Source organism: Natrinema caseinilyticum, from assembly GCF_024227435.1.
GTDB lineage: Archaea > Halobacteriota > Halobacteria > Halobacteriales > Natrialbaceae > Natrinema > Natrinema caseinilyticum.
Map to the genome: position 1 here is coordinate 1,799,192 of NZ_CP100445.1, position 17,697 is coordinate 1,816,888.

Genomic DNA, 17,697 nt, shown 5'->3' on the forward strand with positions numbered 1-17,697 from the left:
GGCGTGCGGCGTCCGTACTCGAGTTCAGTACGGCCGTTCGTCGCGACGGGGGTACGCGACGCCGTCCGAGGCGAGAACCGCGTTCGACGCTATATGACACTGCATCGACCAGACAGGCTCTTGGCCCCCTCCGTTGTAGCAGCGGGCATGGACGCCGTCGATCACATCAACGTCGACGTCGATGCGCTCGAGCCGAGTTACGAGTTCTACCGCGAAACCCTCGACCTCGAACTGGTCAGGCCCCCCGAAGCGTTCCAGGGCGATCACGCGATGTTTCGAGTCGGCGAAACGATCGTCACGCTGGCCGAAACCGGTCGGGCCGAGAACTGGGACGACCGCGGTCTCGATCATCCGCTCGACAAAGCCCACCTCGCGTTCTCGACCGACCGCGAGACGTACGACTCGCTGCGAGACGCCCTCGACGGGCAGTTCCCGAAACAGGGGCCGTACGACTGGGGCGAGTTCGAGGGGTTCTACTTCCTCGATCCCGACGGCAACCTCCTCGAGGTCGTCACCTACGACCCGCCGGACGGCGAGCGAACGCAACCGTTGCTAACACACGACGACGTCGAGTGAAACGGGACTCGGGAACGACGGACGCACCGATCACACGCGTTCGGGCAGCGGTCCGGAGCGGATCGACGTCTCCGGGTCGCCCGCGTGCTGGCTCGTCACTGCGCACGTCACCGCCGGTCCACAATCGGCAGTTGATCTCGCTGGGATGCGGACACGGGACCGTCGAGCGCCCGCGTCTCGACTGCGGTAAGCCATCCGTCGACGGTATACGTCCGATCGTCGTCCGTCGCGGAGCGATCCGTACACGGCACGACTCCGCGGAGGGCCTCAGTTTCGGCGTCGGCCTCGTAGAGGGCCAGGGCCACGAGTGGAACCCGTACCCGCTCGCGCGAGTCGGAAGTGAGGCCGAGCGGTGACGGTGGAACTTCTCGACGACGGAACCCCGGCTCGAGTGAATAGCCGTTTCGTTCGGCCCACTGTTCGAACTCTGCGACGAGATCGTTGCAGGTCGACCCCGCTTCCTCCGTCATCGATCGCTGCGGCGGCCACCGGGAGACTCGGACGTCGTCGATCAACCCGTGGTCGCGGAGGGTCCGAAGCCGATCGACGAGTGCCTGAATCTGTTCGGAAACGGACGGCGGGACGTTCGACCGGACGAAGCAGTCGATCCGGATACTCCCCTGCTCCGCCGGGTCGACGACGGAGTGAATCGCAGGTTCACGTGCAGACATACCCACCCTCCGTCCGTTCGACGAGTTCCTTCGTTGAGAGCGAGTCGAGAACCGCGAGTAGCGTGAGTTTGGGCAGTCCGAGCGTCCGTTGCAGATCGGTGGCCTTCGTCTCGTCGCTGATGAGAAGGGTGAGATAGACGAGTTTTGCCTCTGGTGATGCGATTTCGTCCGGAACCGCCGGCCGTTGTTCACTCGTGGACATCATAGAAGGCGGCCACAAGCGAATACATAAAAGTGGAGAGATATATGCTACCATATCACAATAATTTTTCCGACGGCGGGAGATATTTTAGCGCCCGCGACCGCAGAGTGATAGAGCCGCCGGGAGGTGCCTCGCGGAGTTGAGGGCCACGAGTACCCGTGGTTCGACGACCAACGATGTGGAGCGAACCCGAAGCAGTTCCGACCGGGGCGACCGCAATACGTCGAACGGGAAGGACGAGCACCGTCGAGGGGCCAACGTGTTTTCGATGCGTGCCGACCGAACGTGACGAACGGCGAAAAACCGACTAACATTCGCGACGGTGCCCGATAGTTTTAGATAGTGTTGCGTGATACCGTGGCATAGGGCACGGATGGGGGTGGCCGGCGGCTCTCGCTTCCCCACTCATGATTCGAAAACCACACTCGGTTTCCACACTCCGACCGATCCTCAGTACTGATCCATCACTATCCCCTTACACATCGCCGTTCGCCGATACACGACGAGTCACCGCTGTATCGAGACGCGCCGAGACACGGCTCGTCCACCGCGAGAATCGCCTCGATTGCGGCGAGACGACCGGCGGACGATCCCGGCCAGGCGAACACCTCACGCCCGATTTCGGCTTCGCGAGGCGACACCGCGGGTGGCACCGCCGCCGATCCGATCGCGACCGCCACGAGGGTGAGCTGCCGTGACCGACGACGATGTCGTCTACGTTGCCGACGGCTGCGACCGGTACCACGAATCCAGAGAGTGCCAGGGGTTGTCCCACGCTCGAGCGGTGGAGGAACGGGCGCTGTCGAGTCTGTCCGACGGGTTTACGCTTTGTGAACTGTGCTCGGGAACGTATCAGGTAGGGCTGTCCGACGGCCCGTTCGTGACCGCTCGCCTGCTCGAGGAACTCGATCCGGACGATATCGGCTGACGTCGGCGGGCGGATCACGCGGGGGGAACGACGTCCGGTCTCGAGTTGAAACGGGCACGAGCCCAAAACGGGCCGTGGCCGAATACGGTGGTAACGACGACGGCGGAAGCTGACGACGGAAACGAGCAGCGGCGACGAGGCCGACGACCGCGGGAAACGGCGACGAGGCCGACGACCGCGGGAAACGGCGACCGCAGGAAACGGCGACGAGAACAGCGGTTACGAGACAGCGGCAGTGAAGGACGTACCCACGACCGTCGGCGAGACGACGGATCGACCTCGGTCCGGTCTCAGTCGTCTTCCGCGTCGGTCACACGAATACTCGAGCCGAGATACTTCGAGAGAACTTCCGAAACGGTATCTGCGTTGAACGGTTCGAGATCGGCCGCGATCTCGGCTTTCAGCGCGTCGAAGTACTCCGCGTCGGTCTGAAGCTCCCGAAAGTCGACGGCTTCGATCGATCGCTCCGGGACGCCCAGCCAGTCGGCGGCGAGTCGGCGGGCGTGTTCCTGATCGGAGACGTCGCCGCGCCACAACGTATTCCGGAAGAAAAGCCAGCCGTCGGTGCCAGGCTGCGGTGCATCGCGAAAGAGCGTGACCGTCGTCTGGGCACTGCTCGGTTCGAGGGAAACGAACTCCCGAGCGGGTTCGAGGCGGACTCGAACGCGGAACGTGTAGTGGGCGTCCATCGGAAACGGACTCGTAACCGGTTTCAGGCGTCTCGTTCGGATTCGATCAGTTCCGCCATTTCGATATCGTCACCGGTGATGCCGCCCGCCTCGTGGGAGGTCAGGCGGACTTCGACCTCCGAGTACCGGATGACGATTTCGGGGTGGTGGAACTGCGCTTCGGCGATCTCGCCGACCATCTGGGCGAAGTTGACGCCCCGGAGGTAGTCGTCAAACTCGTAGACGCGGACGATTTCGTCGCCATCGCGGTCCCAGTTGCTGGGGCGTTGGTCTTCGATCTCCTCGTCGGTGAGCAGGTCAGCCATGTGGTGGCGAACGCAATCCACCCAAATAATGATTGTGCCGCATTCTCCCCATCGCGGCCGGTCGCCGTTTGCCGGTCGCCGACCGTCACCCGGGCCGAGATTGCTCCCCCGCGGGCTGCAGTTCGGCGTCGACCAGCGTCTCGTAAGCCCGACGAAAGCGCTCGGAGAGCGCCTGGTGGGAGATTCCCAGTTCCTCGGCCAGGTCCTCCATCGAAATGCCGCGGGGGATCTCGAAGTAGCCGTACTCGAGGGCGGCCTCGAGTGCTTCCTGCTGTTCGGGCGTCAATCTGGTCTGGTGGTCGCTCGTGTCGGTTACGTCGGTCACGCGCCGGAGATCGGCGTTGATACCGCGCTCGAGCAGGTGGTCGTAGGCGTCACAGAGCGTGTCGCGGTCACGGTAGCGAACCGTCACCTGCCACCAGCCGTCGGTCGCTCGCGCCTCGAGCAGCGATCCACCGTTCGCGAGCAGGTCGTCCCAGAGACGGTTCGTCCCCGCACCGTCGGCGAAGGTCACGTCGTACAACAATCGCGAGTCCGTCTCGACGAGGAGTTCCGCGACCTCGACGGATGGGTCGGCCGCGAAGGCCGCGCCGGCAGTCTCGCGATCGACGCCGGCCACCCACAGCGATGGCAGGGTCTTCGACACCGAGGACTCGAGTTCGAACGTGGCACCTGGTGCGCGCTCGAAGGCGGTCGCCAACGCCGTGTCCGCCGCCGGAAGCCGGAGGTCGGCTATCGTCGACATCAGGCTTCGTACACCGCCGCGGCGTAAAAACCGCTGTTGCGCCGAAACGGACCGTCACGATAGATGACATCGATCGGACGGTCGAGCCTCGAATCGGCGGCTGTGTCGCCGCCCGAACCGGTCGGTCACCCGCGGAGCCGCGAGAGCATCGCCTTGAGGTGCGTCGGGGAAACGAGCGACGTCGGCCGATCCATGTGGACGCCGATCTCGCCCGACAGCGCACCCAGACCGATCCGCTGGACGGGTTCCGGGAGCGAGTACGCTCGCCGAAGCCAGTGACCGAGTTCCATCTCGCGCTCCAGATCCTGTCGCCACGCGTACTCGTAGGCCGCGAGCGTGGATGGCCGGTCGGGATCGATCTCGCGGGCGGCGTGGTCGGCACTCGTCATGCCGTAGAGGATCCCCCCGCCGGTGAAGGGCTTGGTCTGTGCGGCCGCATCGCCGATGAGAAACGCCCGACGCGTGGTTACTCGGTCGGGCGGCCCGATCGGAATCGCACCCGAACAGCGGTGTGAGACGTCCACCTCGTAGCCGTCGATCAGCTCCTCGAAATGTTTGGTCACGTGAACGCCCGGCGGCGCCGCGAGGCCGTACTCGACGCCCGCCTCGCCGCGCGGGATCCGCCACGCGAAAAACGTCGGCGGCGTGAGATGCACGTCGACGAAGTCCTGGGAATCGGTTTCGGAGGAAAACGCGAGGACGCCGTGGAGCAGTTCGTCGGGCTGGGGCAACTCGAGTTGGTCGCGGACTCGCGAGCGCGGGCCGTCACAGCCGGCGACCATCTTTGCCTCGTACGCTTCGGTTCCGTCGGGGCCGCTGGCGACGACCGCGACGCGGTCGCGATGTTCGGTGACTTCCGTGACCGTCCGTTCTTCACGGACGTCCGCGCCCGCCTCGCGGGCCAGCTCTGCGAGGTGGCGGTCCAGTCCCACCCGGTCGATGACGTTCGAAGCCGCCTCGCGTTTGTAGAAAGGATACGCATCGCTGTGCGGGCCGCCGACGTGGAACCGCGCCCCGTAAACCGCGTTCTGGAACAGTTGCTCGCGAGCGCCCGCGCCCGTGAACGCCCAAATATCCGTACTGACGTGGCCCGAACAGGCCAGCGGCTCGCCGATCGTTCCCTTCTCGAGGGCGAGCACGTCGTATCCCGATTCGGCAGCCCGTCGAGCGAAGCGCGCGCCCGGCGGCCCGACACCGACAACGACGAAATCGTACATGTCGGTCACGTTTTCGGCGGGAAGTAAATAACTTCTCGAGATCCATCGGGCTCAAAATATCGTCGACGACGGTCGAGCAGTGGCGCCGTCTCGAGGGGGTTGAAAATCGGCCCGAGTGTGGATCGATCCGGCACGTCCGAACGACTGCAACGGCCGTGAGGGGCCAATCGTTCGAAACGCCCCGAGGGCCACCGGGAAGAGCGCCGAGCCCAGGACGGCGGACTGGACGTGCCACGTCACATCGTCCAGCAGGAGCCATCCACCGGAAGCCGAAGCCATCCCGGCGACACGGAGCGGGCTGAGCCATCGTCCCCTCGAGTGTTCGTCACCACACGTGAGATATTCGTCCGGTTTCGGCAGCGAGAATCGGCACGCGTCATCGCGCGTGTGGTCACCCGAAGCCCTGCGCAGCCAACCGAAGCGGCCGCAGGGCTGTCCGGGTGCACCGACAGGGAGCATCGCGTCGACCGCGGCGGGGCCACGTATAAAATCCCGGAAATACCCTCGGAAATAGCTATTACTGAATCGAACATTTCGTAACGAAATACCATCACGAAAAATGATCAATCGATCCTCCGTCGCGGCCGTCTGTCTCGTCATCGTGGTGGCGGTCAGTCTTCCGGCCGGGGCGTATTCGGGTCGGGCGCTCTCTGAATCGATCACGGACGCCGCCTTCAGGCAGGAAGACGGCGAAGGGGACGAAGCCTATTCGGAGATGTGTATCCCGCCGTCGCCACTCGAGAACACAACGATGAACGCCTCCCGACAGACGGCGACGAACCTCCGGACGCAGTCGGCGACCGTGTCGGCGACCGGTGACGGGACCACGATCAAGAACGACCTGATAACGATCGAGTCGGAATACATCGAGGGCAGCGAGTTGTGCTTCGACAGACTGTCGACGGTGAACGAAACGATGCAGATACAGCTTCACGACGTGCAGTTCGTGAACACGTCTATCCACGGCCCGTGGACGGATATCGAGTTCAGGACCGGAAGCGCGGACGTGATGACGGTGATACTCCCGGGCGAAGAACTACTGAACGTGTTACGACAGACGCCCTCGGGAAGACTCCTGATCGACGGGATCAAAGACCGATACGACCTGGCTTCGGCCGGAAACGAATCCGCCGAAACGGGATCCGACGGCCCGACAGACGGGACCGACGATTCGATGGAACAGGGATCATCGTCTGACGAGCCCACGGCGAACGAATCTGATCCGGGCGCCGGCGGAGAGAATACGACACCCTCCACCGACGGCATCGGGAATACGCTGAAAGCCATCGGAGACGCTCTGGAGGACGTCGAAACCACGGTTCGGAACGCAGCCGACACGTTCGAAAACGCGACCGGCTCGGGGCCCGGACAGAACGAGTCGGCTTCCGAGACGACCGAAACGGAGACCCCCTCGAAGTAGTCAGTCGCGGCCACTACACCCGCTCCTCTCGCGGCCGTCGCCAGCCCCTCCGCTTTTCGCCGTCGCCCCGCAGTGGCGTTGTCGCTGACGTCAAACGACTCGAGACTGCGGCGGAGACGTCGCCGCCGACGGCGGCGCCGATTCGATGGCGGTTTGCACCGATCCGGACGATGGCCCACCGGAGCTATCGCGACGACGATTCCGGTCCGTCTCGGACCGAACCGGTTCGGACGGCGAGGCGGGCCGCTGTCCTATCGTTGACGGTGATGGACGGAATTCGACGCGAAGACGGACGGGGAATTTTATACAGCCGGCCATATACGCACAAATTTATACGTGAACGACTAGAGAACGTTTTCGCACCTGTGCCAATCGATCGCAAACGATTTACCGTCGCGTTCCTCGCGGCGAACGTGTTGCTGGTCTGTTTCGTCGCCGGCCTCCTGTCCGCCGGTGTCACCCTGGCCGTCCCGACGGGTGACGTCGGCGGCTTCACCGTCGCGTTCGACGAGCTCCAAGGAGAAGGGTTCGAACAGGATTCGACGATGTCGAGTCGCGACGGCTGTGGGACGTATCCCGTCAGTGAGACCCGGATCACGAACGGAACGATCGACGGTCTCCACCTGTTCAAAGACCTCGAGATGCCCATCACCGACGACACGGTCAGAGTGTCGATAAAAGCGGAGCGTGTGGCGTTTCGAGGACTCGATCAGCAGTTCACGGAGTTGAAAGGAAATATCTCGTTCGAAGGCGACCAGGTCGTCGAATACGACACCGCAGCGGACAGAATGCGAGTTACGTCACGGAATATCACGATCGAGGACGGGTCGATTCAGACCGAGACCCAGTACATCACCCGCCTCTCGCTGGACGAACTGAACGTTGGTGTGGTGACGAATCCGGAGAATTCCGAAGGTGACGGATCGGTAATTAACTGCCGGACGGAGACCGGCATCGAAAATACGAGCACGGCAGACGAAAGTGCGGCGAACGACAGTTCGGTGAGCAACTGACGATGAGCGACGAATACCGCGTTCGATTCGCTCGCTGGCGCCACGACCGTCCGTTCTGGGGCGGGACGATACTCTCGCTCGCCGGTCCGGTTATCGCCGCCGTTCCGCTGGACCTCGCCGCCAGATTCGGGATGGGAACGACGTCTTTCGTCCTGGTCGGACTCCTGTGCGCGGGTATCGTCTTTCTCGCTGGCGTTCTGTCGATCGCTCGACCCCAGTACGCGGCGCAGTCGGGTGCGATCGGCGTCCTGTTCGCGACCGTCTCGATTTACGGTGCGCTCGGCGGGTTCGGACTCGGAACCTTCCTCGGGATGCTGGGCGGGTCACTCTGTATCGCGTGGGTTCCCGCCGACGCAGTGTGGGACCGTCCCTCGACGGACTCCGACTCCGTTCTGACACGAATTCGTTCGTGGTGTCGATTCGTCGTCACTAGCCTATCGTAACAACGACAGAAAGATGGTCGATTCCGCCTTTCGAAGGTGTTCGTCGACGGTGCTGGTCGCACACTCGAGTTCGTCCGCGATGTCTCGATGGGTTGCCTGCTTTGGAACGTCGTAGTAGCCGATTTCGACCGCCGTACGGAGGACCTCCTTTTGTCGCGTCGTCAAATCGAAGATGGACCATTTGCACAGCGGGTCGTACTCGCCGGTCTTGATGATCTGACAATCGAACTGGTCGGGTATCGTCTGATATGCGTGTTGAATCATCTCCTCTTTTCCCGCGACGGTCAGTCGGAACGAGTCGGGTCCGGTGTACTCGATGGGCGTCTCGACGATCAACCCGTCTTGACCGACGAGCGAGATGAGCGTGGATGCCGGTTCACCGGAGTCGACCAACAGGTAACAGTAAACGGCAGCGTTCGTTCCCTCGAAGAGATCCCACTCGAGAACCAGCGGGTGATCGTCGATCCGCGATCCGACGTCTTCGGTGTCGCCGCGGATTCGATACAGGAGGATACCGGTGCCGTCGGGGAACGAATCGACGTAGATGAGTTCGGCCCGTTCGAGCTCGGATTCGGTCGCCAGCCGCCGACCGACGGGATGGATGGCACCGGTCGGCGGCGTGAGTTCGAGACGAACGTATCTCATCGGTCACACCAGCGGCGGCCCCGGTTTTCCGACAGTGCGTTCCTGGACAGTGCCGTCGGTCGTTCCGGAATCGACGTCGCACTGTCCGTACCGTCCCGACCTCGTTCTGCGGTGCGTTGCTGACTGGTATCAGCCGGTGTCGTTTCGTCTCTCATGTATTGGCTGCTTTCCTCCCTTCCGACGGGAGGTGGTCGTTCGAAATCAGGCCCCGTTATCCACCGCGGGGACGAACCGGCCCACGGTTGTTCCACGACGGCTCGCGACGACTGCACCAGCACATCGTCGTTCGTGCCGGCACGTAGTTCACAGATACTGTCTCTTCAACGTTCTACAAAAATATTATTCCGATTATACCAGGTTATTTAAATGACTCACTGGCGTACCGCGGGGTCGAACCGTCCACCAGTCGCCGGTGTGGACGGTTCGCCGACGTGGTATCGGTCGTCGGTCGTGCCCGTCCCCGAGGCGCGTTCGTCGGTCGAGGAGCCACCTCCTCCCCGTTGCTGTCCAGGGGCGTCGAAAAGCTGGCCGAAGTGGTCGGTCTGAAAATCGGCACGGTCCTTCCATCCCACGAACCAGCGGTGTTCGCCAGACGAACTGACTCGCGAGATCGCGGGACGGTCGAGACAGAACTTCAGTTGTGGGTTCCCGAAGCGTCGGTATCGGCCGCCTCGAGCAGCGCCCAGAATCGATCCGTATCCCCGGCGAAGCGATCGAGCAGTGCTCGAACCGACGCCCGGTGGTCGTCGGTGATTTGAACGTGGACCATCCCCTCGTCGGGTTGGCCGTAGACGACGCTTGCGCCGTCTGGCGCGGCGACGATCGCCGGGAGCGCGAGCAGGTCCTCCTCCCCCTCGACGTGAATCGTCGTCGGGTCGGCGCGGGCCAGTCCAGAGAGCAGCGCCTCGACGGCGTCTTCCGAGACCTCGGCTGGCGGGTTGGTGGCCTCGATGGTCGTCTCCTCGGTGACGGTCCGGCGGATCTCCTCGTCGACCGCTTCGCGTTTGGTTCGCTCGTCGACGAACGCGACGTCCGGCGGCCGGCCCGCCTGCATGAGGTGGTAGGTGACGACGTCGCCGACGGCGATCAGCGGGCCGTCGACGGTCGCGAGGAGGCGGTCCGCGTCGGTCTCGATCGGACCCAGCGGCTCTTTGAGTTCGTGGCGGAGTTCGTCGGGTAAGACCAGTAGCTGGTCGCCGCCGTCGGCGCGTTTCGAACGGGTATTCTCGTCGCGAGTCACGTGAGTTAGCGGACCTTCAGGGCGTATGCGCCGGGTTCTGTTATCTGCATCTCCGTCGCAATCTCGCTTTCCTCCGGGTGGGAGATGATGACGTAGCCCGCCCAGTCTTCGGTGAGCGACGACGAGTTGCAGGCCTCACAGGTCTCGGCGTCGGGGTCGTTGACCCGGTGACACTCGCGACAGACGAGACGATCGGATGCCATGGTTATTCACCTGCGGTTGCTTCGCGTTTTTCGCGTTCTTCCTCGAGCCAGCCGTGCTTGCCGAGGCCGGGCTGTTTCGCGGTGAGCCCGATCTTCGAGTCGCGGGGGTTGCGTTCGTCGATGCTCTTGGTGACGATCCGGGCCCGAACGGCGTCGTCGACGCCGAGCGAGCGGGCGGATTCGTTCGAGGCGAGGCGCTGATTCTCGCCGTCGAAGGCGAGGTACTCGTCGCTGATCTGCGAGACGTGCAACAGTCCGTCGACGGGACCGATTCCGACGAAGGCGCCGAATTCGACGACTTCGACGACGGTTCCGTCCACGACCTCCTGCATCTGCGGATCGAACGTCACCGCGTCGAACTCGGCCTCGTAGTAGACCCCCGGCCGGTTCGGCAGCACAGTCCCTTCGCCGATATCGTGAACCTCGGTGACCGAGACGACGCTCCCGACTTCCTCGTCCATGCGGCCCTCGAGTTTGTCCTGGAGCAGTCGCTTGACCAGATTCGGCGAGACGTCGCCGAGTTCTTCCGGCGGTACTTCTACCGTGTCCTTCAGTCTAACCCGTTTGTACATCTATGGTTGAGTGATCGCTAACTTGTTTCTCCCGCGTAATGCAATTACCGGTATACTCGCTTCGAGTACCCGGTCGCGCAGCGGGCGGTCGTTCGTGACGACGTAATCGACTGTGCCTTCGCGTGCGAGTTCGACGAGCGCGTCGTCGGCGTACGATGCCTCCGTGTCGACGACGAGACAGCGTTCGGTCGCCAGGTCGTGGCCGACGGTGGCTGCCGTCCCCTCCTGACCCCCTTTCTCTGACAGGCGGCGCAATTCCTCGAGGACCGCCTGCGGGATCGTCGGCTCGAAGCTATCGAGCAGTCGATCGAGTTCGTCGAACAGACGAACGTCGAGTTCGACCGGCATCATGAGCGCGCTCGTATCGAGTGCGACCCGCGTCCCCATCCCCATTCCTCACTCCGTAAGCGTCCCCAGTCCGATCAGTCGCCAGCGGGCTCCGATTCGGCGGTTGATCGCGATCTTGGTTCCGGGCTCGGCGGCGACGGGGCGTTTGAGTCGGACTTCACACTCGCCGCTTCGAGCGCTGGTGACGGAGCCGACGGTCGTCGCCGTGCCCACGGTCATCATCAGCGGCTCACCCGTGCTGATCTCGTCGACCGTCTCGCCGGTTTCGGCGCCGACGACCCGCTCGAGCAGGTCGACTTCCATGGTGAACTCGTTCCACGTCGGCGGGAGCGTGCCCGGCGGGCCGGCCATCCGTCCCGCCAGCGCATCGCCCTTCGTCAGCGAGGGATCGAGTCCGGTCCCGACGCCGAGCAGGCCGCCCGGCGTGACGGTGTCGACCGTCTGGCCGCCAGCCTGCAGCGATCGGATGGTCGTCTCGATCGGGACGTACTCGGTCCGACCGCCCTCCTCGACTTCGCGGCCCGGCCGGATCTCGATCTCGTCGCCGACCTCGAGTTCGCCCTGAACCAGGCTTCCCCCGAGGACGCCGCCGACGAGGTCGTCGGCGGTCGTCCCAGGTTTGTTGATGTCGAAGCTGCGGGCCACGTGCATGCGGGGTTCCTCGTCGGGATCCCGGTCGGGCGTGGGGATCACCTCTTCGATCGCCTGGATGAGCAGGTCGAGGTTGACCTCCTGACCGGCCGAGATGGGGACGATGGGGGCGTCTTCGGCGACCGTTCCCGAGACGAACTCCTTGATCTGGTCGTAGTTGTCTCGGGCGGTGTCGGAGTCGACGAGGTCGACCTTGTTCTGGGCGATGACGATGTTGTCGATTCCGATGATGTCGAGCGCCATCAGGTGTTCTTCGGTCTGGGGCTGGGGAACGGGTTCGTTGGCGCTGACCACCAGGACGGCGCCGTCCATCAGCGACGCGCCGGAGAGCATCGTCGCCATCAGGGTTTCGTGACCCGGGGCGTCGACGAACGAGACGGTCCGCAGCGGATCGCTCTCCGAACCGTCCGGACACTCCTCCTCGACGGTGTAACATTCGGGTTCCTCCGCGTCCTCGCAGTACCGGAACGTCGCGTCCGCGTAGCCGAGCCTGATGGAGATGCCGCGTTTCATCTCCTCCGAGTGTTGATCCGTCCACGAGCCGCTGAGAGCCTGCACCAGTGTCGTCTTGCCGTGGTCGACGTGGCCGACGAGCCCGATGTTCACCTCCGGTTGTCGATTTCCTACCATAAGACGATGAGTAATCTTAGGTAGTGGTTCCGCTGTGCGCTTGATAAAGGTTGCGAGCTATCCTTGGCCACCCCGCATCGTGACACGACGGGGACGGCCGCCGACTCGAGGAGTCCGACGACTTATCTCGCTGCCGTCCCTCGTCGATACCGTGTCGGAATTCGCCTTCGAACTCGAGCTGTGTGCCCACCTCGAGTCGCGCGGAACCGATATCGTCGCGCGCCAGCTGGGCGCGAGCGTCGCCGACCCGGGCGGTCGGATTCTCGACGTCGTCCGCGTCGAACCGGGCCCACAGTTCGACGACCGCGTCACGATCACGAGCGAGGAAATCCCCGATCAAGCCATCGCGTCGGCAGTCGGCACCGGGCGGTCACGATACTGGAAGGACGCCTTCGACTGCCATCCCGACCGCGCCCGAAAGGCCGTCGAACGGGCGCTCGAAATCGGCTTTTTCGAACGCGACCACGGGGCGAGTGCGGAGGCGGGCCGCGACTACGTCCGGCAGGTCGCCCGCTATCCGAATTGGTACGACCGACTCGTCGGCATCGAGAACAAACCCGATCTCGGCCGACCGGGCGACCTCTCCTCCCAGCTTCGAACGGACGCGAGCCTCGCACTGGTCGACGAAGCGATCCTCGCGACCGAGAGCTACGTGACGCGCGCCCATCTGAACAGAATTCCCGCGGAGATCGGGGTCTGGCGCGTTCACCGCGACGAGTGCGACGCGGGACTCGAGATCGAAGTGGTCCGCGAACCGGCGTCCCTCCCCGTCGACGAGCCCGGAATCGAGCCGCTCGAGGATCACCCAGGCCGGACCGAGATCGCCGTCGTCGACGCCGCCGAAAAAGCGCGCGCACGGCGCCGGATCGCCGAGCGCGCCTACGGCAAAGGCTGGCGGACCTTCGGGTTCCCCGGCTGTGACGCCTGTCTCGCGGACGGCTCGAACGGCGCGACGCTTCCCCGCTGCGGCTGGAAGGGGCGGATCGTCGACGCCGCATCGGAGTGTTCCCCCTCGTGTCCGGGGTACGAACCGGGCGCGATCGCCGTCGACGAGGCCGATCTCGAGGCGGAACGCGATCGACGAACGCCGTGGCGCGCGAACCCGGACGGGAGACGCCGTCGACAGTCGGGACTGGACCAGTTCGGCTGACCAGGGGAGAACGCGTCTCCGTTCCGGGCCGTCGGTCGAAATCGGCGACGCCCCGGCCCACACTCGCTACGCATCGGCCGTCTCGCCCGCGTCTGCGAGCGGGAGCGCCACCGTGAACGTCGACCCCTCGTCGGGTTCGGAGTCGACCCAGATGCGGCCGTCGTGGCGCTTGACGATTCGCTCGCAGAGCGCCAGTCCGATCCCCGTACCCGAACGCTCCTCGCGACTGTGGAGTCGCTGGAACACGTCGAAGATCCGCTCTTGATCGGCGGGGTCGATTCCGACGCCGTCGTCCTCGACCGACACGAGCCAGCTCCTGCCGTTTCGTCGGGCGGATACGTGGACCCGCGGCCGACCGTCACCGCTGTACTTGATCGCGTTGACCAGCAGGTTCTGAAAGAGTTGGCGCAGTTGATCCGCGTCGCCCTCGACCCGTGGAAGCTCGTCGACGTCGATCCGAGCGTCCCGTTCGTCGACCTGCACCTGCAAATCCGCGAGCACGTCCTCGAGGACCGCGTTCAGGTCGGTCGGTTCCAGCGGATCGCCCGCCGTGTCGACGCGCGAGTACTCGAGGAGGCCGTCGATCATGTCTCGCATCCGGTCCGCCCCGTCGACGGCGTACGCGAGGAATTCCTCGCCGTCGTCGTCGAGTTCGTCCTCGTAGCGTTGCTCGATGAGTTGCAGGTAACTCGAGACCATCCGCAGCGGCTCCTGGAGGTCGTGAGAGGCGGCGTAGGCGAACTGCTCGAGCGATCGATTCGACTCCTCGAGTTGCGAGATGTAGCGGCGGAGATCCTTCGACTGGCTCCGCCGAACGAGTAACGTGTTCAGTCGCCGGAAGAGCAGTGATCGATCGATCGGCGCTTCCACGATGTCGTCTACGAGTACGGGAGTCTCGTGATCGTCGGGGTCCGGAAGCGAAACGCGGGGGCTGCGGTCGTCGCGGCGGATGAGGACGACGGGACAGAAAACCGGATCGTCCGCCTCGACGCGGTCGCGAAGGGCCGCGTGGTGGTCGGGAAAGGTGTAGTCGTCGACGATGTAGAGGTCCGCATCGCGGACCGGCTGCTGGGTGAGGACGTCGTACCGGTCCTCGAGTAACTCTCCGACCGCAGCTCGATTTCCGTCGTCCCCGATCAGCAGTTGGATGGTAGTCCTGTGAGCCGTCGTGTCCATAGTGAACGCGTTAGTTGCCGTCTCTCTTCCATCGGCATTATTCTTGCCGAGCGATACGCCGGTGAGAGCATCATTGCTGTGGCGAATCGAAGGTGCGACCGGTATGCGGCGTCCCCTGTAAGATGCCGTAGAGTCCGCTCAACGACTCGCCGACCCGGATGCCGTCCGACGTGATTTCGAACTCCCGGAGGTTGTGCTCGTACTTGCTCGAGCGTTTCTTTAGTATCCCGACGACTTTCCGGAGACTGCCGTCCATTTCGACGTAACTCAGAAACAGGATGTTGTCGGCGATGTAGCTGAGGTTACTGTGCGTGGCAGACGTGATGCCGGTAATCTCCGGTATCTCGTTCGTAATCAGGACCGTGACGCCGCGGTTTTTCAGATACCGCGTGAGCGCGTGGAGTTCTCGCGTCAACTCCTCTTCGTCCCCCTGAATCGACATCGTGTATCCGTTGATCCCGTCGATCATCACGATGTCGGCCGCCTGCCGGTCCACGTGCCGCTTGACCATGTGGGCGAATTCCTCGCTCGAAAGCGTGCGCGGTTCGACTTCCGTTATCGAGAGCGTTCCTGCTTCGTACATCTCCGTGACGGGAATGCCGATCGATTCCGATCGGTGATCGTACGTCTCGACGTTCTCTTCGAAGAGATAGACCGCGGATCGCAGGCCGTTTTCGGCACCCGTAGCGAGCAGTTGCGTCCCGGTCGAGGTTTTTCCGACGCCCGTCGGACCGGTGATGAACGTCACGGTTTTCTGATCGAAGCCGCCCCCCGACAGGTCGTCGAGTTCGTCGATACCGAAGCGAACCGGGTTCCGTTCGAACGGCTGGGACTGGCGTTCGGGACGGAGCCGAGGATACACCTCGAGTCCGCCGTCGCGAATCTCCATCCCGTGGCTCCCTTCCTGCTGGCCGAGCGCGCGGTGTTTCGCTACTTCGATGCGGCGGCCATCCTCGCCGCGCTCGAGTTCGACGATCCCGTCGCTCAGCGACCGTATCTCAGTGTTGTACACGCGGTCGGCCGACGGCGTCGCGGTCGTGAGAACGGTTACCTCCCGCTCCTTCAGAAAGCGCATGAACGAGAGAATACGCTTTCGGAACTGGTACTCGTTGGCCTCGACGTACCGAAGCTGCGTGATCGGATCGACGACGATGCGATCCGGATCGATCTCGCGAATGGCTTCGTGGATGTCCTGTGTGTATCGGTCCTGCTCGATCTCGCTCGGCTCCACCAGATCGTACGAATAGTCCTCGGTGAAGAAGTCCGAATCCGGACCCAGGTCGAGGAAGTGCGCGTCCGTTATGTCGACGGAGACCGCCGCCCCGTTCGCGAGAATTTCCGCCCGCGATTCCTCGCCGTGGACGAACAGGACCGTCTCGTCCTGTTCGAGTCCGTTCTCGAGAAAGTGCATCCCGAGGAGCGTTTTCCCGGTTCCTGGCCGGCCGTGAACGAGATACATCCGTCCGGAGACGAGTCCACCGTTCAGGATTTCGTCCAGCCCGGCTACCCCGCTGCTGATCGGGGCGACGCTGCCTTGCATACCCAATCAGAACGGATCTCGTCGTGTTTAATGGCTCGCTTGCAAACGTGACGGGCGGCGGATACTGCGTTCGACGACCGAGTTCGGGCGGAAACACGGGCAATCTGTCACCTAGAGGACGTACTCCTCTCCATCGACGGCCAACGGCTCCACGAACGCCTCGTCCGCCGGGTAGTAGTGAGCGACGTGGACGAGGCGCGTCCGGGCGGCGTTCAGTTCGTCGGCCAGCGCGAGTGCACCCTCTCGAGTCATGTGTTTGGTCCCGAACGTCCGGGGGACACCTTCGGCGTCCTCGTGGCGGCCGCCGAGCGGGTGGTACTGACAGAGGTTCGCGGGGACGATTCCGTCGGCCAGCAACAGGTCGGCATCGGCGAGGGCGCTCCGCGAGGCGTCGGGCACGTCGTAGCTCGTATCGCCCGTCAACGAGAGCCTCGCACCCGTCTCGGGATCCTCGATCGCGAGGCCGTAACAGACCAGCGGCGGGTGATCGACCGGAACCAGCGTCACGTCGAACCCGCAGATTCGGACCGGTTCGAGCGGCGGCGTCGGCCTGACGGTGACGGGATCGAGGTAGTGGTAGTCGTCACGGACCGTCTCGGCCACGCTCTTTCCGGTTTCGGGGTCGGTCTCGTCGGCGGCGTACACCTCGAGGTCGTCGAAGACGCGAAAGACGTTCCCGAGGCCGTCGAGGTGGTCGAAGTGAATGTGCGTGACGACGGCGGCATCGGGCAGCGACACGTCGTCGCGGAGGAACTGATACCGAAAGTCGGGGCTGAAGTCGACCAGGAGCGATTCGTCGGTGCGTTCGTTCTCGATGTGAACCGAAAACCGGGTGCGCTCTACGTCGCGCTCTCGTGCGGCGGTACAGGTATCGCAGTCGCAGCCGACTGTCGGCGTTCCGGTCGTGTCGCCGGTTCCCAGCAGGGTGACGCGCATCGTCACGTCGCCCCTCTCGCTTTCGCGACGGATCGAAGAACCGCCAGTTCGAGGCCGCGGTCGTTACACATACGCTCGTCCTTCTTCGAACGCCGTTCGGATGAACGGATGCTCCTCGCTCGCTTCGAAACGACCGGCCGGCAACACGTGGACCGAGAAGACGACGCCGTGTTCGAGCCCGACGGTTTCGGCGAGTCGCTCGAGTTCGGATTCGGCTACCGCGTCGTCGTCCTCTAAGACCAGTAGTACTTCGACGTCGGTGTGGACGCCGCGGTCACCGCCCCGGACGGCGTCGCCGAAGACGACGAGATGACGGATCGACTCGCCGTGGGTTTCCCGTGCCCGGGTGGCGAACGCGTCGGCGGCGTCGCCCTGTCTCGCGTCATCGCTCATAGGC

The 17,697-nt window shown here is 63.9% G+C and carries 22 protein-coding genes; 6 read left to right on the forward strand and 16 right to left on the reverse strand.

The features are described 5' to 3' along the window. The first annotated feature begins 147 nt into the window (after positions 1-147). Positions 148-576 carry a VOC family protein gene (locus NJT13_RS08790; RefSeq protein WP_254525181.1) on the forward strand — a complete coding sequence of 143 codons (429 nt, stop codon included), beginning with the start codon at positions 148-150 and terminating at the stop codon, positions 574-576. 107 nt (positions 577-683) lie between these two features. On the opposite strand, the gene NJT13_RS08795 is transcribed toward NJT13_RS08790, so the two are convergent. Together NJT13_RS08795 and NJT13_RS08800 are read right to left on the reverse strand one after the other, a co-directional pair. Beyond that, the gene (locus tag NJT13_RS08795; protein ID WP_254525182.1) at positions 684-1,247 is read right to left on the reverse strand and encodes an HTH domain-containing protein; all 564 of its coding nucleotides are present in this window, start codon (positions 1,245-1,247) and stop codon (positions 684-686) included. Further along, complete coding sequence (locus NJT13_RS08800) at positions 1,234-1,449, reverse strand: helix-turn-helix domain-containing protein (RefSeq protein ID WP_254525183.1); 216 nt, start codon at positions 1,447-1,449, stop codon at positions 1,234-1,236. Before NJT13_RS08800 ends, NJT13_RS08795 begins: the two co-directional genes overlap by 14 nt. A gap of 694 nt (positions 1,450-2,143) precedes the next feature. Here NJT13_RS08800 and NJT13_RS08805 point away from each other — a divergent pair. Further along, entirely contained in the window at positions 2,144-2,377 is a 234-nt protein-coding gene (locus NJT13_RS08805) for a hypothetical protein (RefSeq protein WP_254525184.1), read from the forward strand. A gap of 290 nt (positions 2,378-2,667) precedes the next feature. Here NJT13_RS08805 and lwrS read toward each other — a convergent pair whose 3' ends face one another. The 4 genes from lwrS to NJT13_RS08825 all read right to left on the reverse strand — a co-directional run bounded on the left by lwrS (position 2,668) and on the right by NJT13_RS08825 (position 5,333). After that, positions 2,668-3,066 (reverse strand): LWR-salt protein, encoded by a 399-nt coding sequence (gene lwrS / locus NJT13_RS08810; RefSeq protein ID WP_254525185.1) that lies wholly within the window; start codon positions 3,064-3,066, stop codon positions 2,668-2,670. Positions 3,067-3,089: 23 nt separating this feature from the next. Continuing rightward, the gene (locus NJT13_RS08815; RefSeq protein ID WP_254525186.1) at positions 3,090-3,371 is read right to left on the reverse strand and encodes a 4a-hydroxytetrahydrobiopterin dehydratase; all 282 of its coding nucleotides are present in this window, start codon (positions 3,369-3,371) and stop codon (positions 3,090-3,092) included. Positions 3,372-3,456: 85 nt separating this feature from the next. Further along, complete coding sequence (locus NJT13_RS08820; protein ID WP_254525187.1) at positions 3,457-4,116, reverse strand: helix-turn-helix domain-containing protein; 660 nt, start codon at positions 4,114-4,116, stop codon at positions 3,457-3,459. A gap of 125 nt (positions 4,117-4,241) precedes the next feature. Further along, positions 4,242-5,333, reverse strand: coding sequence for a geranylgeranyl reductase family protein (locus NJT13_RS08825; RefSeq protein ID WP_254525188.1), 1,092 nt, complete (start codon positions 5,331-5,333; stop codon positions 4,242-4,244). 559 nt (positions 5,334-5,892) lie between these two features. On the opposite strand from NJT13_RS08825, the gene NJT13_RS08830 reads away from it, so the two are divergent. The 3 genes from NJT13_RS08830 (at position 5,893) to NJT13_RS08840 (ending at position 8,209) form a co-directional block, all read left to right on the forward strand. Continuing rightward, entirely contained in the window at positions 5,893-6,753 is an 861-nt protein-coding gene (locus tag NJT13_RS08830; protein ID WP_254525189.1) for a hypothetical protein, read from the forward strand. A gap of 365 nt (positions 6,754-7,118) precedes the next feature. Continuing rightward, complete coding sequence (locus NJT13_RS08835) at positions 7,119-7,766, forward strand: hypothetical protein (RefSeq protein ID WP_254525190.1); 648 nt, start codon at positions 7,119-7,121, stop codon at positions 7,764-7,766. Between the two features lie 2 nt (positions 7,767-7,768). Next, on the forward strand, positions 7,769-8,209 hold the full coding sequence (locus tag NJT13_RS08840) for a DUF6114 domain-containing protein (protein WP_254525191.1): 441 nt from the start codon (positions 7,769-7,771) through the stop codon (positions 8,207-8,209). Here NJT13_RS08840 and NJT13_RS08845 read toward each other — a convergent pair. The 6 genes from NJT13_RS08845 to NJT13_RS08870 all read right to left on the reverse strand — a co-directional run bounded on the left by NJT13_RS08845 (position 8,201) and on the right by NJT13_RS08870 (position 12,498). Beyond that, complete coding sequence (locus NJT13_RS08845; RefSeq protein WP_254525192.1) at positions 8,201-8,854, reverse strand: helix-turn-helix domain-containing protein; 654 nt, start codon at positions 8,852-8,854, stop codon at positions 8,201-8,203. The genes NJT13_RS08840 and NJT13_RS08845 overlap by 9 nt on opposite strands. 634 nt (positions 8,855-9,488) lie before the next feature. Further along, positions 9,489-10,094 carry a GTP-dependent dephospho-CoA kinase family protein gene (locus NJT13_RS08850; RefSeq protein WP_254525193.1) on the reverse strand — a complete coding sequence of 202 codons (606 nt, stop codon included), beginning with the start codon at positions 10,092-10,094 and terminating at the stop codon, positions 9,489-9,491. 5 nt (positions 10,095-10,099) lie between these two features. Beyond that, complete coding sequence (spt4, locus tag NJT13_RS08855; protein ID WP_254525194.1) at positions 10,100-10,297, reverse strand: transcription elongation factor subunit Spt4; 198 nt, start codon at positions 10,295-10,297, stop codon at positions 10,100-10,102. Between the two features lie 2 nt (positions 10,298-10,299). Continuing rightward, a complete protein-coding gene (locus NJT13_RS08860) occupies positions 10,300-10,869 on the reverse strand; it encodes a DNA-directed RNA polymerase (protein WP_254525195.1) in 570 nt (189 codons plus the stop codon). Continuing rightward, the gene (locus tag NJT13_RS08865) at positions 10,870-11,262 is read right to left on the reverse strand and encodes a type II toxin-antitoxin system VapC family toxin (protein WP_254525196.1); all 393 of its coding nucleotides are present in this window, start codon (positions 11,260-11,262) and stop codon (positions 10,870-10,872) included. A 3-nt stretch (positions 11,263-11,265) separates the two neighbouring features. After that, complete coding sequence (locus NJT13_RS08870; RefSeq protein ID WP_254525197.1) at positions 11,266-12,498, reverse strand: translation initiation factor IF-2 subunit gamma; 1,233 nt, start codon at positions 12,496-12,498, stop codon at positions 11,266-11,268. 151 nt (positions 12,499-12,649) lie between these two features. Between NJT13_RS08870 and NJT13_RS08875 the strand changes: the two genes are divergently transcribed. Beyond that, on the forward strand, positions 12,650-13,648 hold the full coding sequence (locus NJT13_RS08875) for a DUF5787 family protein (protein ID WP_254525198.1): 999 nt from the start codon (positions 12,650-12,652) through the stop codon (positions 13,646-13,648). 66 nt (positions 13,649-13,714) lie between these two features. On the opposite strand, the gene NJT13_RS08880 is transcribed toward NJT13_RS08875, so the two are convergent. From NJT13_RS08880 to NJT13_RS08895, 4 genes are all read right to left on the reverse strand, one after another. Then, positions 13,715-14,824 carry a sensor histidine kinase gene (locus tag NJT13_RS08880; protein WP_254525199.1) on the reverse strand — a complete coding sequence of 370 codons (1,110 nt, stop codon included), beginning with the start codon at positions 14,822-14,824 and terminating at the stop codon, positions 13,715-13,717. 70 nt (positions 14,825-14,894) lie between these two features. After that, a complete protein-coding gene (locus NJT13_RS08885) occupies positions 14,895-16,364 on the reverse strand; it encodes an ATPase domain-containing protein (RefSeq protein ID WP_254525200.1) in 1,470 nt (489 codons plus the stop codon). Between the two features lie 111 nt (positions 16,365-16,475). Further along, positions 16,476-17,300, reverse strand: a complete 825-nt coding sequence (locus NJT13_RS08890) for an MBL fold metallo-hydrolase (protein WP_254525430.1) — start codon at positions 17,298-17,300, stop codon at positions 16,476-16,478. A 63-nt stretch (positions 17,301-17,363) separates the two neighbouring features. Continuing rightward, the gene (locus NJT13_RS08895; RefSeq protein ID WP_254525201.1) at positions 17,364-17,693 is read right to left on the reverse strand and encodes a hypothetical protein; all 330 of its coding nucleotides are present in this window, start codon (positions 17,691-17,693) and stop codon (positions 17,364-17,366) included. Positions 17,694-17,697 lie beyond the last annotated feature (4 nt).